Annotated in this window: 16 protein-coding genes; all 16 read left to right on the top strand. The window is 38.5% G+C overall.

The features are described 5' to 3' along the window. Positions 1-63: 63 nt before the first annotated feature. On the top strand, positions 64-1,089 hold the full coding sequence (locus EIH20_RS00875) for a BMP family lipoprotein (RefSeq protein WP_124057464.1): 1,026 nt from the start codon (positions 64-66) through the stop codon (positions 1,087-1,089). A 145-nt stretch (positions 1,090-1,234) separates the two neighbouring features. Beyond that, the gene (locus EIH20_RS00870) at positions 1,235-2,791 is read left to right on the top strand and encodes an ABC transporter ATP-binding protein (RefSeq protein WP_124057463.1); all 1,557 of its coding nucleotides are present in this window, start codon (positions 1,235-1,237) and stop codon (positions 2,789-2,791) included. Further along, complete coding sequence (locus tag EIH20_RS00865) at positions 2,791-3,882, top strand: ABC transporter permease (RefSeq protein ID WP_124057462.1); 1,092 nt, start codon at positions 2,791-2,793, stop codon at positions 3,880-3,882. Before EIH20_RS00870 ends, EIH20_RS00865 begins: the two co-directional genes overlap by 1 nt. Next, the gene (locus tag EIH20_RS00860; protein ID WP_124057461.1) at positions 3,879-4,832 is read left to right on the top strand and encodes an ABC transporter permease; all 954 of its coding nucleotides are present in this window, start codon (positions 3,879-3,881) and stop codon (positions 4,830-4,832) included. The genes EIH20_RS00865 and EIH20_RS00860 overlap by 4 nt, the downstream gene beginning before the upstream one ends. Before the next feature lie 56 nt (positions 4,833-4,888). After that, the gene (locus EIH20_RS00855; RefSeq protein WP_124057460.1) at positions 4,889-6,154 is read left to right on the top strand and encodes an insulinase family protein; all 1,266 of its coding nucleotides are present in this window, start codon (positions 4,889-4,891) and stop codon (positions 6,152-6,154) included. A 3-nt stretch (positions 6,155-6,157) separates the two neighbouring features. Continuing rightward, positions 6,158-7,390: a M16 family metallopeptidase gene (locus EIH20_RS00850; protein WP_124057459.1), complete on the top strand. Its 1,233-nt coding sequence runs from the start codon at positions 6,158-6,160 to the stop codon at positions 7,388-7,390. 90 nt (positions 7,391-7,480) lie between these two features. Further along, on the top strand, positions 7,481-8,476 hold the full coding sequence (locus EIH20_RS00845; RefSeq protein ID WP_124057458.1) for a helix-turn-helix domain-containing protein: 996 nt from the start codon (positions 7,481-7,483) through the stop codon (positions 8,474-8,476). A gap of 21 nt (positions 8,477-8,497) precedes the next feature. Further along, positions 8,498-9,073: a CDP-diacylglycerol--glycerol-3-phosphate 3-phosphatidyltransferase gene (gene pgsA, locus EIH20_RS00840; RefSeq protein WP_124057497.1), complete on the top strand. Its 576-nt coding sequence runs from the start codon at positions 8,498-8,500 to the stop codon at positions 9,071-9,073. A gap of 67 nt (positions 9,074-9,140) precedes the next feature. After that, positions 9,141-10,427, top strand: coding sequence for a competence/damage-inducible protein A (locus EIH20_RS00835; RefSeq protein ID WP_124057457.1), 1,287 nt, complete (start codon positions 9,141-9,143; stop codon positions 10,425-10,427). Between the two features lie 80 nt (positions 10,428-10,507). Continuing rightward, the gene (gene recA / locus EIH20_RS00830) at positions 10,508-11,551 is read left to right on the top strand and encodes a recombinase RecA (RefSeq protein ID WP_124057496.1); all 1,044 of its coding nucleotides are present in this window, start codon (positions 10,508-10,510) and stop codon (positions 11,549-11,551) included. Between the two features lie 195 nt (positions 11,552-11,746). Next, a complete protein-coding gene (rny, locus tag EIH20_RS00825; RefSeq protein ID WP_124057456.1) occupies positions 11,747-13,309 on the top strand; it encodes a ribonuclease Y in 1,563 nt (520 codons plus the stop codon). A 117-nt stretch (positions 13,310-13,426) separates the two neighbouring features. Beyond that, positions 13,427-14,242: a TIGR00282 family metallophosphoesterase gene (locus EIH20_RS00820; protein WP_124057455.1), complete on the top strand. Its 816-nt coding sequence runs from the start codon at positions 13,427-13,429 to the stop codon at positions 14,240-14,242. 17 nt (positions 14,243-14,259) lie between these two features. Then, positions 14,260-16,866, top strand: coding sequence for a DNA mismatch repair protein MutS (gene mutS / locus EIH20_RS00815; RefSeq protein WP_124057454.1), 2,607 nt, complete (start codon positions 14,260-14,262; stop codon positions 16,864-16,866). 19 nt (positions 16,867-16,885) lie between these two features. Then, the gene (gene mutL, locus EIH20_RS00810; RefSeq protein ID WP_124057453.1) at positions 16,886-18,859 is read left to right on the top strand and encodes a DNA mismatch repair endonuclease MutL; all 1,974 of its coding nucleotides are present in this window, start codon (positions 16,886-16,888) and stop codon (positions 18,857-18,859) included. Continuing rightward, positions 18,856-19,290: a peptide-methionine (R)-S-oxide reductase MsrB gene (msrB, locus tag EIH20_RS00805; protein WP_124057452.1), complete on the top strand. Its 435-nt coding sequence runs from the start codon at positions 18,856-18,858 to the stop codon at positions 19,288-19,290. The genes mutL and msrB overlap by 4 nt, the downstream gene beginning before the upstream one ends. After that, complete coding sequence (gene ruvA, locus EIH20_RS00800; RefSeq protein ID WP_124057451.1) at positions 19,290-19,886, top strand: Holliday junction branch migration protein RuvA; 597 nt, start codon at positions 19,290-19,292, stop codon at positions 19,884-19,886. Before msrB ends, ruvA begins: the two co-directional genes overlap by 1 nt. Positions 19,887-19,893: the final 7 nt, after the last annotated feature.

Genomic DNA, 19,893 nt, shown 5'->3' with positions numbered 1-19,893 from the left:
TAATTATCGCTATAATATGAAGGAATTATTTGATTCAATAATTACCTTGGAGGTATGGAAAAAATGAAAAAATTTATTGGTTTAGCTTCAACAGCTTTATTATTAGCTAGCTTTGCAGCTCCTGCAGTACAAGCAGCAGAAGATTTCTCTTCAGTTATTATCACTGATGTCGGTGGGGTAGATGATAAATCTTTCAACCAAAGTGCTTGGGAAGGATTACAAGAATTTGGTAAAGCCAATAAACTTGAAAAAGGTGTGGGTGGTTTTGATTACATCCAATCCAATTCAGACTCTGACTATGTTACAAACTTAAATACAGCTGTACAATCAAACTTCAGCTTAATCATCGGTATTGGTTTCAAGCTTGAACAAGCTATCGGTGACGTAGCAACTCAATATCCAGATAAACATTTTGCGATTGTTGACTCTGTTGTTGACAAACCAAACGTTGCTTCATTAACCTTCAAAGATAACGAAGCAGCTTTCTTAGCAGGTGTTGCAGCGGCTAAAACCACTCAAACTAAAAAAGTTGGTTTTGTTGGTGGGGTTGAAGGTTTTGTAATTGACCGCTTTGAAGCTGGATTTATTGAAGGCGTAAAAGCTGTTGACCCTGAAATCGAAGTAACAGTTGAATATGCTGGTAGCTTTGCTGATGCTGCTAAAGGTAAACAATTAGCAGCTGCTATGTATTCTAAAGATATCGATGTAATCTTCCATGCATCAGGTGCAACTGGTAATGGTGTATTCTCAGAAGCTAAAGACATCGTTTCAAATGATCCTAGCAAAAACATCTGGGTAATCGGTGTTGATATGGACCAAGATAAAGAAGGTATCGTTAAAGTTGACGGTAAAGAACGTCACTTAACTCTTTGCTCAACAACTAAAGGTGTTGGTGAAGCCGTTAAACAATTCTCACAAGAAACTAAAGATGGCGAATTTAAAGCTGGTAACAAAGTTTACGGTCTTAAAGATGGCGGCGTTGGCTTAACTGACGGTCAATTGTCTGAAGATGCTAAAAAAGCAGTTAACGAATTTAAAGAAAAAATTATCAATGGCGAAATCGAAGTGCCAGAAAAACCAGCCAAATAATTTTTAAATAATTCTAAATTTCATCCAAGATAGAGCTGATATTCTTGATCAGCTCTATTATTTTGCTGATTTTTTATCTATAATGATGTTATATGCAATTGGACAAGTGTCTAATCGTGATAATCTATATAAGTGAGGGATCCAAATGACAAGCACTGAATTCCCAGTTATCGAAATGCGCAATATTTCTAAGCAATTCGGCCAATTTTTTGCTAATAAGAATATCAATCTTGAACTAAAAAAGGGTGAAATTCATGCATTATTAGGAGAAAATGGGGCAGGCAAATCGACCCTAATGAATATCCTTTCGGGTCTTCTCGAACCGAGTTCTGGTCAAATTTTTATGAATGGACAGGAAGTCCATATTGACTCACCAACTAAAGCCGATCAACTAGGCATCGGTATGGTTCACCAACATTTTATGTTGATTCAAGATTTTACCGTAGTAGAAAATATTATTTTAGGGACAGAACCACTAAAAGGAATGACAATTGATCGTGATCAAGCTCGTCAGGCTATTTTAGACTTATCTAAGAAATATGGCTTATCGGTCAACCCTGATGCAAAAGTCGAGTCGATTTCAGTCGGTATGCAACAACGGGTAGAAATCCTTAAAACTTTGTATCGTGGTGCGGAAGTATTAATTTTCGATGAGCCAACGGCTGTTTTAACACCACAGGAAATTGAAGAATTGATGGTGACCCTACGTTCGTTAGCCAAAGAGGGTAAATCAATTATTATCATTACGCACAAATTGAATGAAATTAAACAAGTGGCTGACCGTTGTACGGTCATTCGTCGAGGTGAATCCATTGACACAGTTGAGGTTGAGGGAGTATCCTCTCGCGAATTAGCTAATATGATGGTTGGACGAGCTGTTTCTTTTAGAACAGAGAAAGCACTTGCTCAACCAACCGAAGTCGCTCTAGCTGTGAATGATTTAACCGTAACCGATGAACGGGGAATCACTTTGGTTGATCACCTTAATTTCCAAGTTCGTCAAGGCGAAGTTGTCGGAATTGCCGGCATTGATGGGAATGGTCAATCTGAAACTATTTTAGCGATTGCAGGTCTTTTGCCTTATGAAGGGCAAGTCTTTATTAATCAAAAAGATATGAAGGGATTAACTCCTCGACAAATTACTGAATCTGGTTTCGCTTTGATTCCTGAAGATCGCCACAAACATGGTCTTATTCTTGATATGAAATTGGAAGATAATATTGTCTTACAAGAGTATTATCGTCAACCTTATTCAAAACATGGTTTTTTAAACTTCAAAGCTATCCAAGAACATGCTAAGAAATTGATAGATAAATTTGATGTTCGGACCACTTCGGAGAAAGCGTCGGCTCGTTCCTTATCTGGTGGTAACCAACAAAAAGCGATTATTGCGCGTGAATTGGATTTGGCGCCAAATGTTTTAATTGCAGCAAATCCAACACGTGGTTTGGATGTTGGGGCGATTGAGTTTATTCATAAAGCCTTAATTGAACAACGTGATGCTAATAAAGCTGTTTTATTAATGAGTTTCGAATTGGATGAGATTTTGAATGTCTCAGACCGAATCATTGTCATGTATGATGGAAAAATTGTGGCAGATATTGATGCAAAAGAAACCAATGAGCAAGAACTTGGTTTGATGATGGCGGGAACAAGCTATCAAGAAGTATTAGCATTAAGAACGCAAGGAGGGGAAGCCTAATGAAGAAATTTTGGTCAATCATGGTTCCTCTATTAACTGTATTAATTGGTATCCTATTTGGCGCCATTGTCATGCAAGTCTTTCATTATGATGCCATTGCTGGATATAAAGCTCTCTATACGGGAGCTTTAGGGAATCCTTTTTCAATCGGACAAACGCTCCGGGCAGCCACTCCTTTAATCTTTACTGGTTTAGGTTTTGCCGTAGCATATACAGCTGGATTCTTTAATATTGGTCTTGCTGGACAAGCTTTATGGGGTTGGTTAGTATCGGTCTGGATTGGTTTGTTGTTACCAGACGCACCTAAATATATTGTTCTACCACTTGCCATTCTTGGTGGGATGACAGCTGGCGCTTTATGGGCGGCTATCGCTGGATATTTAAAAGCTCAATTTGAAACGTCTGAAGTCATTGTCACAATTATGTTAAACTATGTGGCTATTTTCGTTGCCGACTATTTAGTACGTAATGTTATGACGGACCACATGGATGCTAGTCCTGTTATTGGCGAAAATGCTAACTTGCGGGTTGAGTGGTTAAGTCAAATGACCAACGGCTCAACCGCTCACGGTGGTTTATTCTTAGCTCTGATAATGGCGGTTTTAGTTTATATTATGATGAAACGGACAACGGTAGGTTTCGAATTAAAAGCTGTAGGTCTTAATAAAGATGCAGCGCTTTATGCGGGGATTAATGCCAAACGGAATATTATTCTTGCCATGGTCTTATCAGGCGCATTAGCCGGTCTTGGTGGCGTGATGAATGGTTTAGGTGAGTTTCGCAATATTTTCTTGATGAATGGGGTAGCTCCAGCCATCGGTTTTGATGGAATGGCTGTCTCTTTATTAGGTGCCAATAATCCAATTGGTATTATTTTTGCAGCTTTTCTATTTGGTGGCTTAAAAACAGGAGGAAACTTAATGCCAATGATGGCTAAGGTTCCTGCTGAAATTGTTAATATTGTTATTGCCTCCATTATTTTCTTCGTCGGATCAAGCTATGTCATAACTTATTTTTTAAATAAGAAAAATCGACCAAAAAATAATTTAGCCAATACGGATACGGTTGTTCAAGGAGGTGAGCAAGCATGATCAATTTATTAGCTTTAATTGTGTCGTCTTCATTAGTCTATTCTGCACCGCTTATTTACACAGCATTAGGTGGAGTATTCTCAGAACGTAGTGGTATTGTTAACGTGGGCTTGGAAGGTATTATGGTTATGGGTGCCTTTTCATCAATTATTATAAACCTAGCTTTAGGTGATCAATTTGGTGCCTTTACCCCTTGGATTGCTATGCTCTTAGCTGGTTTATGCGGCTTAGTATTCTCTCTCATTCATGCTTTAGCAACTGTTCACCTACGAGCAGACCATATTATTTCTGGTACGGTGCTTAATTTAATTGCACCATCATTAGCCGTCTTTTTAACACGGGTAATGTTCGATCAAAAAGGGCAAACAGATATGGTTGAACATGCTTTTGGTAAATTTAATTTTCCTATTTTAGCGCAAATTCCTGTTCTTGGACCAATCTTTTTCAAAGCAACTTCTTTACCAGCTTATGTGGGGATTGCCTTAGCCTTTGTTTGTTGGTTTATTATCTATAAGACGCGCTTTGGCTTACGTTTGCGAGCAGTAGGTGAACATCCTCAAGCAGCTGATACGTTAGGTATCGATGTATACAAAATGCGCTATGCGGGTGTCCTCTTGTCTGGCTTTTTTGGTGGACTGGGTGGTGCCGTTTTAGCCCAATCTATTGTATTGAATTTCTCGGTGTCGACTGTAACAGGACAAGGCTTCATTGCTATGGCAGCCATGATTTTTGGTAAATGGAATCCACTAGGGGCTATGGTAGCAGCTATTTTCTTCGGCTTTGCTCAATCTTTAGCTGTCGTGGGAACTTCCATTCCAATCATACAAAATATTCCTTCGGTCTATTTGCAAATTGCGCCCTATATTATAACCATAATTGTCTTAATTGGTTTTGTTGGTCGCTCAAAAGCACCTGCAGCAGTGGGAACAACTTATATTAAAACAAAATAGTAAGAAAAGGGCTGGTTCCAAATGGGGAGCCAGCTTTTTTATAGAAAGAGGCAGTTATGGCAACAATTTTTCCAAATGTTTGTTTAAATCATAGGTTTGAACCTGAGAGTAGGATAAGTCAAATTTCACTGCATTTTTTAGCGCCTTATTCAGTTGAACAAGCTTTAGTGAGAACATTTCTTGCTCGGTTAATTGAATCATCTTCTCAAGTCTATCCTGAAAGATGGAACTTGCGTCGCGCATTTTATCAGAAGGGCGGATCAAATTTGACTATTACATGTCAACGTTGGGGCAATCTCCATGATTGGGTTGTTGAATCTAACTTAGTTCATCTAAACAAAGAAGACTCCCTTAATGATGACGAGGATTCTTGGTTGCAACTCATCGGCCAAACACTTAGTCAGCAAGATTTTTCAGTGTCAGGTTTTCAAGCAAATTTTTTAACCTATGAAGTCCAACAGCTAGCCTTATATTTTGAACAATTACAAGATGATCCGATTGACTGGGCCTTCTACCGCGCCTTCCAGACTTTTTATGAACAGGAAAATCAAGAGGCCTATGGATCCTATGGAAATCCAAAATATTTGAATCAAATTGGGATGGAGAAAATTTATCAGGCTTATCAAGATTTAATGTTGCAAAATAAAATAGTCATCAATTACCGAGGACCTAAGACATATAACGAGCTAGCAGCTTGGGCTATAGACTTATTTTCGACTCATTCAAGATGCAAGGATATCCCGGACTTAAGACAGCTTGGATTGCCGAATCGTATCTATGCTTCTCAAGTTTGTGAGAATGGTTTCCAAGAGCAAACCATACAGATACATTTTTTTACTGGACAAATGGGGACAAGTTTGCAAGCAAATTTAGTATGGCAAATAATCGATCAAATTTTGGTTCAGTTACCTACTTCTATAATATTTCAGCGAATAAGGGAAGAGCTAGGCTTGGTCTATGAGCTTGACAGTCAACAAGATATGCAGCGTCAGTTATGGTTAATTCATTATGCGTGTCAGGAAAAACAAAGACAGACGTGTCAACGTGAGATAGCTCAATTGTTGAATCAACTTGGGCATAATCAACGGTTATCTTCTTTATTTGAATCAGCAAAATTAGCTTTAATGAATGCTCTTTTGATTCAAGCGGATGACCCTATAGAACAATTAGATACGCTTTTTTATCAACAATTATCTTATGGCACTGACTACACCGTGGAACAAATAATCGAAGACATAACAAAGATTGAATTAAAACAAGTAGAGGACATTTTAACCTCATTAACTTGTATTCATACATATACCTATAGAGGAACTGATTAGACGATGGATAAGACACTTATTGAACAATTAGATAACGGCTTAACTCTATGTTTAATTGAAAGAGAATCGGCTCACCATACTTGCGTTCAAGTCATTGTAAATTATGGTGCCCATCATCATGTGGGTTCTAGTAAAGATAGTCAGCAAGCCGGAATCGCCCATTTTTTAGAACATTTAATCTTGCAAAGTTCGGAGAAAGACGATTTATTAGGGGATTGTGCCAAAATGGGAGTCGAGCTAAACGCCTGTACTAGTGCAGACCAAACTATCTTCACCTTAATTGGCGGAGACCGCATTTTAACAGCATCCGCAGCTCTTTTAAATCGTTTAATGAGCGTAAACTTTAGCGTTGATCAAGTAATAAAAGAACGTTCAATCATTGAGCAAGAATTGGCCTTATATCAAGATAATCCCTATGAATACCTTAGTTTACTTTTATTAGCTAAGCTTTATCCTGATCATGTTTTCTGTAGTGATATTGTCGGCAGTCAACACTCATTAGATTCAATTAATGTAGATCAGCTAACGAATGCGTACGATAGTCAATATCAATTGATGAATATGGCTCTGGTTAAAATCGGTCATTTTTCTAATCAAGCTTTTTATCAGCAGTTAGCTACATTGGCTCCTCGTCAAAGTGTTTTTCAAAATGGCAAATGTGTGAAATCGGCGCCACTAGCCAAAGAGGGGATGTTTCATGTTAATCATCCTTTGGTTAAGCCAATGGCTTTATTAGGATGGCGCTTTGAACAACCTCTGTCATGGCAAGAAAAAAGGTGGCATTGGCAACTTATCCAAGATATATTCTGGGAAATGCTCCTAGGTGAAACGAGCCAAAATTATGAAACTTGGTTAAAAACGGGCTTAATTCATGAAGATTTTACCTATCAAGCGGATTTATTAGAAGGTAAACATGATCTTATTCTGCTATCTACGAGCGAAAAAACAGACGAATGCTTGGCTGCTTGGCAAAGAGTCATTATGAATTGGCAACAGTCTCTTGATATGAATTCTCAGCGGTTCGAGGCAGTAAAAGCAGCGAAAAGGGCTCAATTTATTTGGGACCAACAACAGATAACAACATATTGTGAAAATATCGTATCAAGTTATTGTGGGAGTTTTACTTACTTTGATTATGACGAAGACTTGTCCCAATTAGCATTCGAGGATGTATGGACCTATGGGCAAGCGACTTTAGCAAGTTTTCAGCTTGCTGGCTTAATTGTTGAATCATAATTTTTTCTTTTTTATAACTTTGCCCCGTTCTAACAAAAGAATTTATGTTATAATTAGCCAGTGTATAATAGAGTAAAGGATGAACATAAAATGACAAGCGAGTTAGGGACAAAATTACGCAATGCGCGGGTTGAAAAAGGCTACACATTAAATACTCTTCAACAAATGACAAAAATTCAAAAAAAATACTTAATGGCAATCGAAGAAGGGCAATATAATGAGATGCCAGGGACATTTTATGTCCGTGCATTTGTCAAACAGTACGCCGACATGGTTGGTCTGAACGGTGATGAACTATTAGAGGAATACAAAGAAGAATTATTAGTTAGCCAACAAGATGTAGAGGCAGAACTTGATATTCCTGACGATGAGTTACCGAGTCGTTTAAGTCAACGACGCAATAGTAGTAATGACCAATCGACTCTTGAAATGTTGATGGCTTACCTACCTTTAATTGGTTTGATTGCTATTATTGTCATGATTATTTTGGCCTTAATTCTTGCAATCAATAAGATTGGAACTATTGAAGAAAATCCAACACCGGTAAATAATACCGATAGCACTGTGGTTACAACTTTAACGCCAGACGGCAAACCAAAGAATAAAGCTAAAGATGCTGAAGGATCTGATGCCACGGCCGATTTAGGCCCAAATGATATTAAAGTTGGTTCTAAGAAATTAACCAATGTGTCTGTTGAAGGTGGCGAAACGATTTATCAAGTAAATCCATCTTTTGATGGTTATGAATTTGAAGTAAAAGGATTAGGCACAGACTGGGTAGGTTACTCTGAAAATGACGTGATGCTAAAAGATCAAGTCTTAAAAGAAGGAGAAAGTCTAAAATATACGGCTACTCCACAAGCGAACAGCGTTCTCATTCAATTTGGTTATCCTCAAGGTGTGGAAGTATATGTTAATGGAACAAAAATAGAATTTGAAAATACGGTTTATCCAAACTCGATTCGTTTTGTTTTACCAGGACAAAATCAAGCTGAAACACCTATTTCAGAAACGACCACTATTCAAGAATCCAATGCTATTATGGACCAATCCTCGGTCAGTCAAGAAGCTACGTCTTCTTACTAAAGGAGTCGGAACATGACTAAAATGAATATTGCAAATCAGTTGACCCTGTTAAGAATTATCTTGATTCCGATTTTTGTTTTGATCTTAATTTTACCCTTAAATTGGGGTGTTTTAACTTTAATTGGGACACCGATTCCGGTTCATCAATTTGTCGCAACTTGTATCTTTGCCGTTGCTTCTCTAACTGATTTTCTAGATGGTTATTTGGCTCGAAAATATCAACTAGTGACAAATTTTGGGAAGTTTTTTGATCCGATGGCTGATAAATTATTAGTTTTAGCGGCGTTTGTTATCTTGGTTCAATTTGGTTGGGTGCCCGCTTGGGTGGTTATTATTATTCTAAGTCGTGAATTAATGATCACTGGGTTACGCGTTCTACTTGCTCAACATGATGGACAAGTAATGGCCGCTGCTTGGCCAGGCAAAATTAAGACATTTTCACAAATGTTTGCGATTATCTTCTATCTATTGAATGATGCAGGTTTCGCCCAATTAAATATTCCGATGGCGGATATTATGCTGTATATTTGTCTGTTTTTTACAGTTTATTCAGGTATAGAGTATTTTTACAAAGGTCGTTTTGTCTTTGCTGAATAAATCGATTGGAACAACTAGCTTATTAGGCTGGTTGTTCTATTTTATTTTGTCAAAAAAATGGAATATAATGAAAAAGGTATATTTTAAAGAGGAGGTCAGTAAATTGAAGGCTGAAATCATCGCTGTCGGAACAGAATTATTAATGGGATACACTCTTAATACCAATAGTCATGATTTGGCACGCCAATTACTGACATGGGGTATCGGAACTTACTATCAACAAGTGGTCGGGGATAATCCCCTTCGCCTAAAAGAGGCGCTAAAATTGGCCAGCCAACGTTCAGATTTAATTATTTTAACAGGAGGGATCGGACCGACTCGAGATGATTTAACAAAGGAAGTCTTGGCGGATTTTTTAGGAATTGAATTAGTCCACGATCAGACCCAACTGGCCAAGATTGAGGCCTATTTAAACTCGGTTAATCGCTCCCTTACCGAATATGATCGAAAACAGGCCCTTTTTTTGATGGGTGGTCAGGCACTCTATAATGAAGTCGGTTTAGCTTGTGGAACCTTGTACTCGACTGTACAAGGACAAACTTTTATTTCCTTACCCGGTCCACCTTTTGAGATGAAGGCTATGATGTCTGGTCCTCTTAAAGACTATATCCTGGACCATTATTTCAACAATCAGGTTATTCAATCACGGTATTTAAATTTTTATGGGTTAGCCGAAGCACAGGTGGCTGCTCAATTAGATGATTTGATTCAAAATCAAATGAATCCTTCCATAGCCATTTATGCTCAACCAAAATTGGTGACCATTCGTTTAACGGCCAACGCTTCGAGTGAGCAGGAGGCTCAATCAATCTTGGAATTAGCAAGTCAACCTATCCTCCAAAGGTTAGGTACGGCTTATATTGGCCCAGGAGAACATTATGGACTTGCCGAAAGTTTATTGGATGCTTTGGTATTGAAAGGTCAGACTTTAGCTGTAGTTGAAAGCTTAACGGGTGGTCTAGTTTTATCTCCTCTTATTGAAATTCCTGGGGCTTCAAAGGTCATTAAAGGTGGTTTGGTAACTTATCAAACGGAGTTAAAGCACCTTTTATTAGATTTGAATCTTGAATTTTTAGAACAGGCAGGAGTAGTTAGCCCTGAATGTGCTCAAGCTATGGCGAAAGCTTGTTTAAATAAGTGTCACAGTGATATTGCTCTTTCATTAACAGGTGTGGCAGGTCCAACTAATCAAGAAGACCAACCAGTTGGTCGTGTTTTTATAGGCTTAGCTTCAAAAAGCGGAGACTTAATCTGTCAACGATGTGACTTTGGTCAAAAATCGCGTAATGAAATTCGTCAATTAGCTAAGAATGAAGCCTTGAACATTGCCAGAAAATACTTACAAACAAAATAGAACATTTGTTCGGTTTTTACTTGCTTTATTCAGTAGAATTGGTTACACTAGTTATGAAGATGAACGGAGGAATGAATAATATGGTCGATATGGATCGTCAGAAAGCATTAGAAAAAGCATTAAAAGATATTGAAAAAAGTTTTGGTAAAGGATCAATTATGAAATTGGGTGAGAAGGTAGATACCAAAATATCTACTGTTCCAACAGGCTCACTTGCCTTAGATATTGCCTTAGGCGTTGGTGGCTATCCTCGTGGGCGGATCATCGAATGTTATGGACCGGAATCATCAGGTAAGACAACAGTAGCTTTGCATGCCATTGCTGAAGTTCAAAAGCAGGGTGGTTTGGCTGCCTTTATCGATGCAGAACACGCTCTAGATCCTGACTATGCAGCCAAATTAGGGGTCGATGTCAATGAACTATTACTTTCACAACCTGATACTGGAGAACAAGGTTTAGAAATTGCTGATGCCCTTGTTGCGTCAGGAGCGGTGGACATTATTGTTATTGACTCTGTCGCTGCTTTAGTTCCTCGCGCTGAAATTGAAGGGGAAATGGGTGATTCTCATGTCGGCTTACAGGCACGTTTAATGTCACAAGCATTGCGGAAATTGTCTGGTTCTGTAAATAAAACGAAAACAATTTGTTTTTTCATTAATCAATTGCGGGAAAAAGTAGGGATTATGTTTGGAAATCCTGAAGTTACTCCTGGCGGGCGTGCATTAAAATTCTATTCAACTATTCGAATGGAAGTTCGTCGAATAGAGTCAATTAAATCTGGTACTGAAATGATTGGTAACCGGACCCGAATTAAATTGGTTAAAAATAAAGTGGCTCCACCATTTAAAGAAGCCGTTATTGACATTATGTATGGTAAAGGTATTTCGCAAACAGGTGAGTTAATTGACATGGCCTCTGAGATTGACATTATTAACAAAGCGGGTTCATGGTATTCTTATGGGGAGGATCGTATTGGCCAAGGTCGTGAAAATGCAAAACAATACTTAGAAGAACATCCAGATGTGTGGAAAGAAATCGAACGTAAGGTACGAGATCATTATAATATTACATCACCAAGTGATCTTAGTGACGACCAAGCGACAACTACTTTACCCATTGACTAATTTTATAAGAATATGTTTAGAGACACGACTGGGATTTAATTATCCTAGTCGCGTTTTTTACTTTTCGCTCACGTATATCTATTTGACAGTTCCCCTAGAAAACTTTATTATAGATAGTGTGTTAATTGCACATCATGCTTAAACTAATATTAAGTTGATAATAATTAAATAATTAAAGATTCGGAGGTGATTCATATGGGTGACTTTAAGTCGATCGCCTTCGCGGTAATTGCTTTAATTATTGGGATAATCATAGGCTACGTATTAAGAAAAGTAAATGACGACAAACGACTCAATGGTGCTAAAGCAAATGCTGAAGCCATCGTTGACGATGCTATCAAACAAGCTCAAACATTAAAGCGTGAAGCTTTATTTGAAGCGAAGGAAGAAAATTTAAAGTATCGTAATGAAATTGAGCAAGATTTAAAAGAACGTCGACTCGAAATTAGTCGTTCGGAACAACGTATCATTCAAAAAGAAGATACATTGGATAAGAAAAGTATTAATTTAGATAAACGGGAACTTAATTTAGAAGCGAAAGAAGAAGCTTACCAAGAACGTCGCGAGGCTTTAACTGAAAAGGAAGCAACCATTCAACAATTAGTTGATCAACAACAAGCTGAATTAGAACGGATTGCCACTTTATCACGCCAAGAAGCACAAGACATAATCATGAAAGAAACTGAGACTGCCTTGTCGCAAGAAATCGCGATAATGATTCGTGACGCTGAACAAAAAGCTAAAGACGAAGCTGACCGGAATGCTAAAAATATTATTTTGCAAGCCATTCAACGTTCAGCAACCGATTTAGTCGCTGAAAATACAGTGACTGTCGTTCATTTACCTAATGATGATATGAAAGGTCGAATTATTGGTCGAGAAGGCCGTAATATTCGAACCCTTGAAAGTTTAACGGGAATTGATTTGATTATTGATGATACACCTGAAGCAGTCGTCCTAAGCGGTTTTGATCCAATTAGACGTCAGATTGCTAAAATTGCATTAGAGAAGTTAATTCAAGACGGGCGGATTCATCCTGCTCGTATTGAAGAAATGGTTGAACGAGCGCGTAAAGAAATTGATGAAAAAGTTCGTGAAATAGGTGAGCAAGCGACCTTTGATGTCGGTATTCACTCACTTCATCCGGACATTATCAAGATCTTAGGTCGTCTATCCTTTAGAACGAGTTATGGTCAAAATGTCTTACATCACAGTATTGAAGTCGCTAAATTAACGGGTGTTATGGCGGGTGAATTAGGCGAAGATGTAGCGATGGCCAAACGGGCTGGTTTACTTCATGACCTCGGTAAAGCACTTGATCATGAAATTGAAGGTTCACACGTTGAAATCGGAGCGGAAATTGCTCGGAAATATCATGAACCAGAAATTGTAATTAATTCAATTGCTTCTCACCATGGTGATACTGATGCGGATTCTATTATTGCTGTCTTAGTCGCAGCGGCAGATGCCTTATCAGCTGCACGACCTGGAGCTCGTAGTGAATCATTAGAAAGCTATATTCGTCGCTTAGAAAAACTCGAAGAAATAGCTAACAGTTTCGATGGGGTATCACAAAGTTTTGCGATTCAAGCTGGTCGTGAAGTTCGCGTTATGGTCAAACCTAACGAAGTGAACGATGCACAATCTGCAAGAATAGCTCGCGATATTAAAAATCGAATCGAAGAAGAAATGAATTATCCTGGTAATATTAAAGTTACAGTTATTCGCGAAACAAGATCAGTTGAATATGCTAAATAAGTTAAAGGTCGACTCATGTCGACCTTTTATTTTTGAAAGCTTAAGCGTATGCTTGCTTTCATTTTAGGTGTAAGATTGGTAAAATTTAAGTAATCATGTTTTAGAAAGAGGACCCAAATGAAAGTCTTATTTATTGGCGATATTGTAGGTACAAGCGGACAGAAGGCCTTAACTCAATTTTTACCCACATTAAAACAAATTTATAAACCTCAATTAACCATTGCAAATGGGGAAAATATGGCTGATGGGCGTGGTTTAAATGAAAAGTTATATAAACAACTGCTTCATCATGGAATTGATGTGATTACCATGGGTAATCATACATGGGATAATCGTGAAATATTTGACTTTATTGACCGTGCTTCCTGTTTAATTCGCCCAATTAATTTGCCCAAGACGACACCTGGTGTGGGCCTACGTTATGTCAAGGTGAATCAAACAGAATGGGCTATCGTCAACGTTTTGGGTAGTGTCTTTATGTCACCATGTTTAGATCCCTTTGATTATTTACCTCCAGTCATTGAGACTATTCGGCGGCGAACACCACATATTTTAATTGACTTTCATGCGGAGGCCACAAGCGAAAAACAAGCCTTAGCATGGTTATTAGACGGTCAAGTATCAGCTGTATTAGGTACACACACTCATGTCCAAACTCGGGACGCTCGCATCTTACCCCAAGGAACGGCAATGATTAGCGATGTGGGAATGACTGGATGTTTAGATAGTGTCTTGGGTTTTAGGCCACAAGAAGCGATTCGCCGTTTTACAAGCAAATTGCCAGCTCGACTAGAGCAGGCAACAACGGATAATATTGTTTTAAGTGCCGTCTTATTAGATGTGGATAATGTGACGGGCAAAACTCGTTCAATTGAACCTATTTATATAACAAAAGATGGAATGGGAACGCCTAGTAAACGGCGTTTTGAATAAGAATAAGTGGTGAAACTATGACTCAAGAAAATAAACCAACTCCGATGATGGAGCAATATCTTTCGATTAAAGCTCAAAATCCAGATGCCATTTTGTTTTTTCGCTTGGGCGATTTTTATGAAATGTTTAATGAAGATGCTTTAGAGGCAGCACGCATTTTAGAAATTACGTTAACTTCACGGAATAAGAATGCAGATAATCCGATTCCAATGTGCGGTGTACCTTATCATTCTGCTCGGGATTATATTAAACGACTAGTAGAATCCGGTAAGAAAGTGGCTATCTGTGAGCAAATGGAAGATCCGCGTCAAACAAAAGGAATGGTCAAGCGAGAAGTTGTACGTATCATTACTCCAGGTACCATTCTTGATGAATCAGCCTTAGAACAAAAAGAAAATCATTATTTGGCTGCAGTGAACGTGTGTGATGGAGTCTATTATCTGGCTTATTTGGACCTTTCTACTGGGCAAGTATTCCTAACGTCAACGGATGATCAAAATCAGTTATTTAATGAATTATTAAGTCTGCAAGTAAGTGAGATTGTTCTATCAGATCAGGATCAATCTAATGATTGGGCCGTTTTATTGCAAGAACGTGTTGCGACTTTTTATTCTTTTTTTGGCAAAGAGATTGTTCAGTCGACTCCAGAGCAGATTTGGACCTTGTTGGATGCTAAAGATGCTGAGACAGACTTGTTAAATTTTTTATTCGCCTATGTTGCCGATGTGCAAAAACAAATGGCTCACCATATTCAACCCGTTGAACGCTATGAATTAAGTCAGTATTTACAATTGAATTACTATGCTAAACATCAATTAGAATTGACTAAATCCTTAAGAACACAGCGGAAAAAGGGGAGTCTCTTGTGGTTAATTGATCATACAAAGACAGCCATGGGGGGACGAATGCTTCACCAATGGTTAGATAAACCTCTTTTACGTAAAGAGCCTTTAGTGAAACGTCATCAAAAAGTAGAGCATTTAATGCAACACTATTTTGACCGAATCGATTTACAAGAAGCGCTCGGTAATATTTATGATTTAGAGCGCTTAGTCACTAAAATTAGTTTAGGATCAGCCAATGCCCGAGATCTTGACCAATTGAGGTATTCTTTGGGTCAAATTCCGGTTATAAATGCTATTTTAGAGCGAATTAATCAGGATTTATTAGGGTTAGAAGATCAAGCATTTGATTCCTTACCAGAATACGAGGAATTATGGGAACTTATCAATCAGCGAATTGTGGACGAACCTCCACTTTCTTTAACCGAGGGTAATATCATTCGCATGGGTTATGATACTCAATTAGACACGTATCGCGATGCCCTAGCAAATGGACATACTTGGTTAAGTGATTTGCAGTTGAAGGAACGCGAACGTACAGGTTTAAAAACTTTAAAAGTTGGTTATAATAAAGTCTTTGGTTACTATATTGAAATTTCTCGGTTGCAAGCCCAACAATTAAAGGATGATCGCTATATTCGTAAGCAAACTTTAAGTAATAATGAACGTTTTATTACCGAAGAATTAAAAGGTATCGAAATGACTATTCTTGAAGCCCAAGAAAAGGCTGAAAAATTAGAGTATGATCTCTTTGTTGATTTACGGAATCAAATGGTGAATTATATTCCACGTTTACAAATTTTAGCTAGTCAAGTGGCTGAGTTGGATGTACTTGCCAACTTCGCTAGCTTAAGTGAACAAGAAGGATACGTTAGGGCGACGATTTCTGACACACCAAAGGACTATTATCTAAAAGATAGCCGCCATCCAGCTATTGAGAAGTTGATTGGTCAATCTGCCTTTGTCGCTAATGATCTAGAACTTAGTCCAGACCGTTCACTCTTGCTATTAACCGGTCCTAATATGTCTGGTAAGTCAACATATATGCGACAAATTGCCTTTTGTGTTATCTTAAATCAAATCGGATGTTTTGTACCGGCTAAAGAAGCACGTTTACCTCTAGTGGATCGTATCTTTACTCGGATTGGGGCATCTGATGATATATCCAGTGGGCAATCCACTTTTATGGTTGAAATGATGGAGACTAATCAAGCTTTGATTCAAGCTACTGAGCAATCACTGCTTCTCTTTGATGAGATTGGACGAGGAACAGCTACCTTTGACGGTATGGCAATTGCCGAAGCAATATTAAATTTTATTGCGCATAAGGTTAAGGCAGCTACTATCTTCTCAACCCACTATCATGAATTAACAAGCTTAGAGCAAGACTTAACATGCCTAAAAAACATCCATGTAGGTGCGGAAGAGTTTCAAGGACAAGTAGTTTTCTCACATAAAATTATTGCGGGACCGTCGGATAAATCTTATGGGATTCATGTTGCTAAATTAGCGGGCTTACCAGAAGCTGTCCTCCAAAATAGTCAGGAAATTCTCAACGATTTAGAAGCTAAGGCTTGTCAATTGCGGAAAAAGGATGAGGGGCAATTAGACCTATTTACATTGGCCGAACAGTCCGTCTCATCTCAACTTACCTCTAATTCCGAGGGTGAATTGAAGGAAGAATTAGAGGTTATCAAGCAACTTAAAGCCCTTGATTTAAACCAAATCCGACCAATTGAAGCTATGCAACTCATTGATGAGTGGCAAAAACAATTACCTTAAATGAGAAAGGGTGGGCCAAATGGGAAAAATTCGGCAAATGTCTGAAGCATTAGCTAACCAAATTGCCGCTGGTGAAGTGGTCGAAAGGCCCGCCTCAGTGGTAAAAGAGTTAGTTGAAAATGCCATTGATGCACAAAGTACGCAAATCACGATTGATGTGATCGAAGCGGGTATACAGCAGATTCGTGTAACTGATAATGGTGAAGGAATGGATCAAGATGATCTGGTTAAAGCTTTTTTACCTCATGCTACCAGTAAAATTTATGACCTTAGTGATTTATTTCAAATTCGATCCTTGGGTTTTCGAGGAGAAGCCTTAGCCAGTATTGGTTCTGTTGCCAAGGTGAGGGTTGAATCGGCAAGACAGGATATTCAAACCAGTGATCTCGCTCATTTTGTTTATATCGAGGGTTCCAAATTAGTAGACCAAGGTCCTTGTGCAAGTCGTCAAGGGACTTCAATTCAAGTCGATAGCCTCTTTTATAATACACCTGCTCGCTTAAAACACCTCAGTTCATTAAAAACAGAGTTAAAACATATTTTAAGCTTTGTACAAGAAGTAGCCTTGTCTTACCCTGAAATTCGCTTTACCTTATTTAGTGAAGGTCAGAAGATTTTTTCTTCTGTAGGTAATGGGAGTTTGAGGCAGACGATTGCTAACGTCTACCAACCAGCGATAGCTCGGCAATTAATTCAACTATCTGCTGAAAATCAAGAGTTTCAAGTATCCGGCTTCATATCGCCACCGACTTTAACCCGGACCAATCGCTTTTATATGCATTGGATTATTAATGGAAGACCGGTTAGAAGTTATGCCTTAAACGAAATATTAATAAAAGCATATGGTAGACAATTGATGATCGGGCGCTATCCTTTGTCTGTTATTCATGTAAATTTAGATCCCCGTTTGGTCGACGTCAACGTTCATCCAACCAAACAAACAGTTCGTCTTAGTAAAGAAGCAGAATTGAGTCAGTTACTTATAAAAGGGGTGACTGATGCCATAACGGCCATTAATCCAATTCCTCAAGCCTATTCGGATAATCAGCCTGTCATTCAAAATGCTGATAACCTTAAATCAGTTGGCATAAATAGTGTCGGATCTCAGGTAGAAGAACAGAATGTAGCAGAAAAAGTATCGAATCAAATGGCCTCTAATCAAGAGCAATCTGATTCTGTAGCTGAGACACTAACAGCCTTACCAAAATTCAAGCCTCAAGTTATGCCTCTTTTTGATCAAATTTCTGAGAGTCAAGCCGTCGCTGGGCAGCCTAATCAAGCTTTCGGCCACAGTTCTGTATCTGAGCTTAATCAAAGTGAGCATAATGCGGAACCCCTTTCAGAAGGCGGCAATCAAGTAGGGACAGCTCAACGTCCATTGCCAGATTTTGATCAATTACGGTATATTGGTCAGATACATGGAACTTATTTAGTGGCCGAAAGCCCGACTAGTTTCTATTTGATTGACCAACATGCGGCCCAAGAGCGCCTTCGTTATGAACGGTTGATGGCTTATGATCCAGATGTTATGGTTCAACAGCAACTTTTGATGCCCTTAATATTAAATTTTTCAAGTGCTGAGATGCTGACTATTGAACGAATCAAACCGGATTTAGCCCGTTTGGGAATATTTTTGGACCAGTTTGGTCCCAATGCTTACCAGTTAGAGTCTTATCCTAATTGGCTAGAAGCTGATCAAGTTGAATCAACAGTCCGTGACTTAACGGAATTATTTGAGGCCAAGCAAGATTACACTATTAGTCAAATTAAAGAAAAGGCCTTAATTATGCAATCTTGCCGTGGAGCAATTAAGGCTAATCATTACCTAGATCGTCAACAGGCTCAGGCGCTTATTCAACAAATGAAAGATTTAGAGGATCCTTATCATTGCCCACACGGACGACCTGTCTTTGTAGAGTTTGATCAAAAGAGCCTAGAGAAACTATTCAAGCGTATTCAAGATAGTCATGAAGGAGGAAGAAATCAGTCATGAAATCAGAATTTCAAAATCAGATTGAACAATTAAGTCCAATAGCCTATCAAGTGACCCAAGAAAATGGAACCGAAAGGCCTTTCTCAGGTCAATATGACGATTTTTACCAAAAGGGGATTTATGTAGATGTTGTAAGTGGTCAGCCTTTATTTGTCAGTAGCGATAAATTTGATGCGGGATGTGGTTGGCCAAGTTTTGCGCAACCGATTGAACCACAGGCACTAAATGAACGGGTAGATCGAAGTTTAGCTAGGGAACGTATCGAGGTACGGTCTAGTCAAGCCGATTCACATTTGGGACATGTGTTTAACGATGGTCCAAGTGAATTGGGAGGATTGCGCTATTGCATCAATTCAGCAGCCTTACGCTTTATTGCCTATGAGGATATGGATGCTACTGGCTATGGACAATATAAAGATAAGGTGAAATAATGTACGAATATCTACGAGGAACCCTACAGACGATTCAACCTACCTATATTGTTTTAGATGTAGGAGGGTGTGGCTACAAATTAATGTGTGCCAATCCCTTTCATTTTCAAGCTTATTTAGGACAGGAATTATGCTGTTATACAGAATTGGTTGTCAGAGAAGATTCGCAGACGCTTTATGGCTTTAAAGATTTAGCTGAAAAACAACTCTTTTTAACTTTAAATCGGGTCTCGGGCATTGGACCGAAAAGTGCCTTATCCATCCTTGCAGCCGATGATGATCAGGGTTTAGTCCAAGCTATCGAAGCAGGAGATAGCCAATATTTGATGAAATTTCCTGGGGTTGGTAAGAAGACAGCTCAGCAGATGATACTAGATTTGAAAGGCGAATTAACTGTTACAGATTCGGTAATCGTGGCAAATCAGCCTTCTTCTCCAAGTGACCAGCAACTGTTAAATGAAGTTAATGAAGCCCTATTAGGTTTAGGGTACTCAGCTCGCGAACTGAAACGGATTGAAAAAGATCTAAGTCTCGGCCAATTCCAATCAACGCAAGAAGCTTTAAGTTATGCCTTTAAGTTATTGTTAAGTAAATAAGTTATCA

It is taken from the genome of Vaginisenegalia massiliensis, assembly GCF_900604935.1.
GTDB classification, from domain to species: domain Bacteria; phylum Bacillota; class Bacilli; order Lactobacillales; family Aerococcaceae; genus Vaginisenegalia; species Vaginisenegalia massiliensis.
This window is presented reverse-complemented; position numbering and strand designations above follow the sequence as displayed.

Excerpts from the sequence above, each read along its gene's own strand:
- EIH20_RS00875 (WP_124057464.1), top strand. The coding sequence starts at position 64 with ATGAAAAAATTTATTGGTTTAGCTTCAACAGCTTTATTATTAGCTAGC.
- EIH20_RS00870 (WP_124057463.1), top strand. The coding sequence starts at position 1,235 with ATGACAAGCACTGAATTCCCAGTTATCGAAATGCGCAATATTTCTAAG.
- EIH20_RS00865 (WP_124057462.1), top strand. The coding sequence starts at position 2,791 with ATGAAGAAATTTTGGTCAATCATGGTTCCTCTATTAACTGTATTAATT.
- EIH20_RS00860 (WP_124057461.1), top strand. The coding sequence starts at position 3,879 with ATGATCAATTTATTAGCTTTAATTGTGTCGTCTTCATTAGTCTATTCT.
- EIH20_RS00855 (WP_124057460.1), top strand. The coding sequence starts at position 4,889 with ATGGCAACAATTTTTCCAAATGTTTGTTTAAATCATAGGTTTGAACCT.
- EIH20_RS00850 (WP_124057459.1), top strand. The coding sequence starts at position 6,158 with ATGGATAAGACACTTATTGAACAATTAGATAACGGCTTAACTCTATGT.
- EIH20_RS00845 (WP_124057458.1), top strand. The coding sequence starts at position 7,481 with ATGACAAGCGAGTTAGGGACAAAATTACGCAATGCGCGGGTTGAAAAA.
- pgsA (WP_124057497.1), top strand. The coding sequence starts at position 8,498 with ATGAATATTGCAAATCAGTTGACCCTGTTAAGAATTATCTTGATTCCG.
- EIH20_RS00835 (WP_124057457.1), top strand. The coding sequence starts at position 9,141 with ATGAAAAAGGTATATTTTAAAGAGGAGGTCAGTAAATTGAAGGCTGAA.
- recA (WP_124057496.1), top strand. The coding sequence starts at position 10,508 with ATGGTCGATATGGATCGTCAGAAAGCATTAGAAAAAGCATTAAAAGAT.
- rny (WP_124057456.1), top strand. The coding sequence starts at position 11,747 with ATGGGTGACTTTAAGTCGATCGCCTTCGCGGTAATTGCTTTAATTATT.
- EIH20_RS00820 (WP_124057455.1), top strand. The coding sequence starts at position 13,427 with ATGAAAGTCTTATTTATTGGCGATATTGTAGGTACAAGCGGACAGAAG.
- mutS (WP_124057454.1), top strand. The coding sequence starts at position 14,260 with ATGACTCAAGAAAATAAACCAACTCCGATGATGGAGCAATATCTTTCG.
- mutL (WP_124057453.1), top strand. The coding sequence starts at position 16,886 with ATGGGAAAAATTCGGCAAATGTCTGAAGCATTAGCTAACCAAATTGCC.
- msrB (WP_124057452.1), top strand. The coding sequence starts at position 18,856 with ATGAAATCAGAATTTCAAAATCAGATTGAACAATTAAGTCCAATAGCC.
- ruvA (WP_124057451.1), top strand. The coding sequence starts at position 19,290 with ATGTACGAATATCTACGAGGAACCCTACAGACGATTCAACCTACCTAT.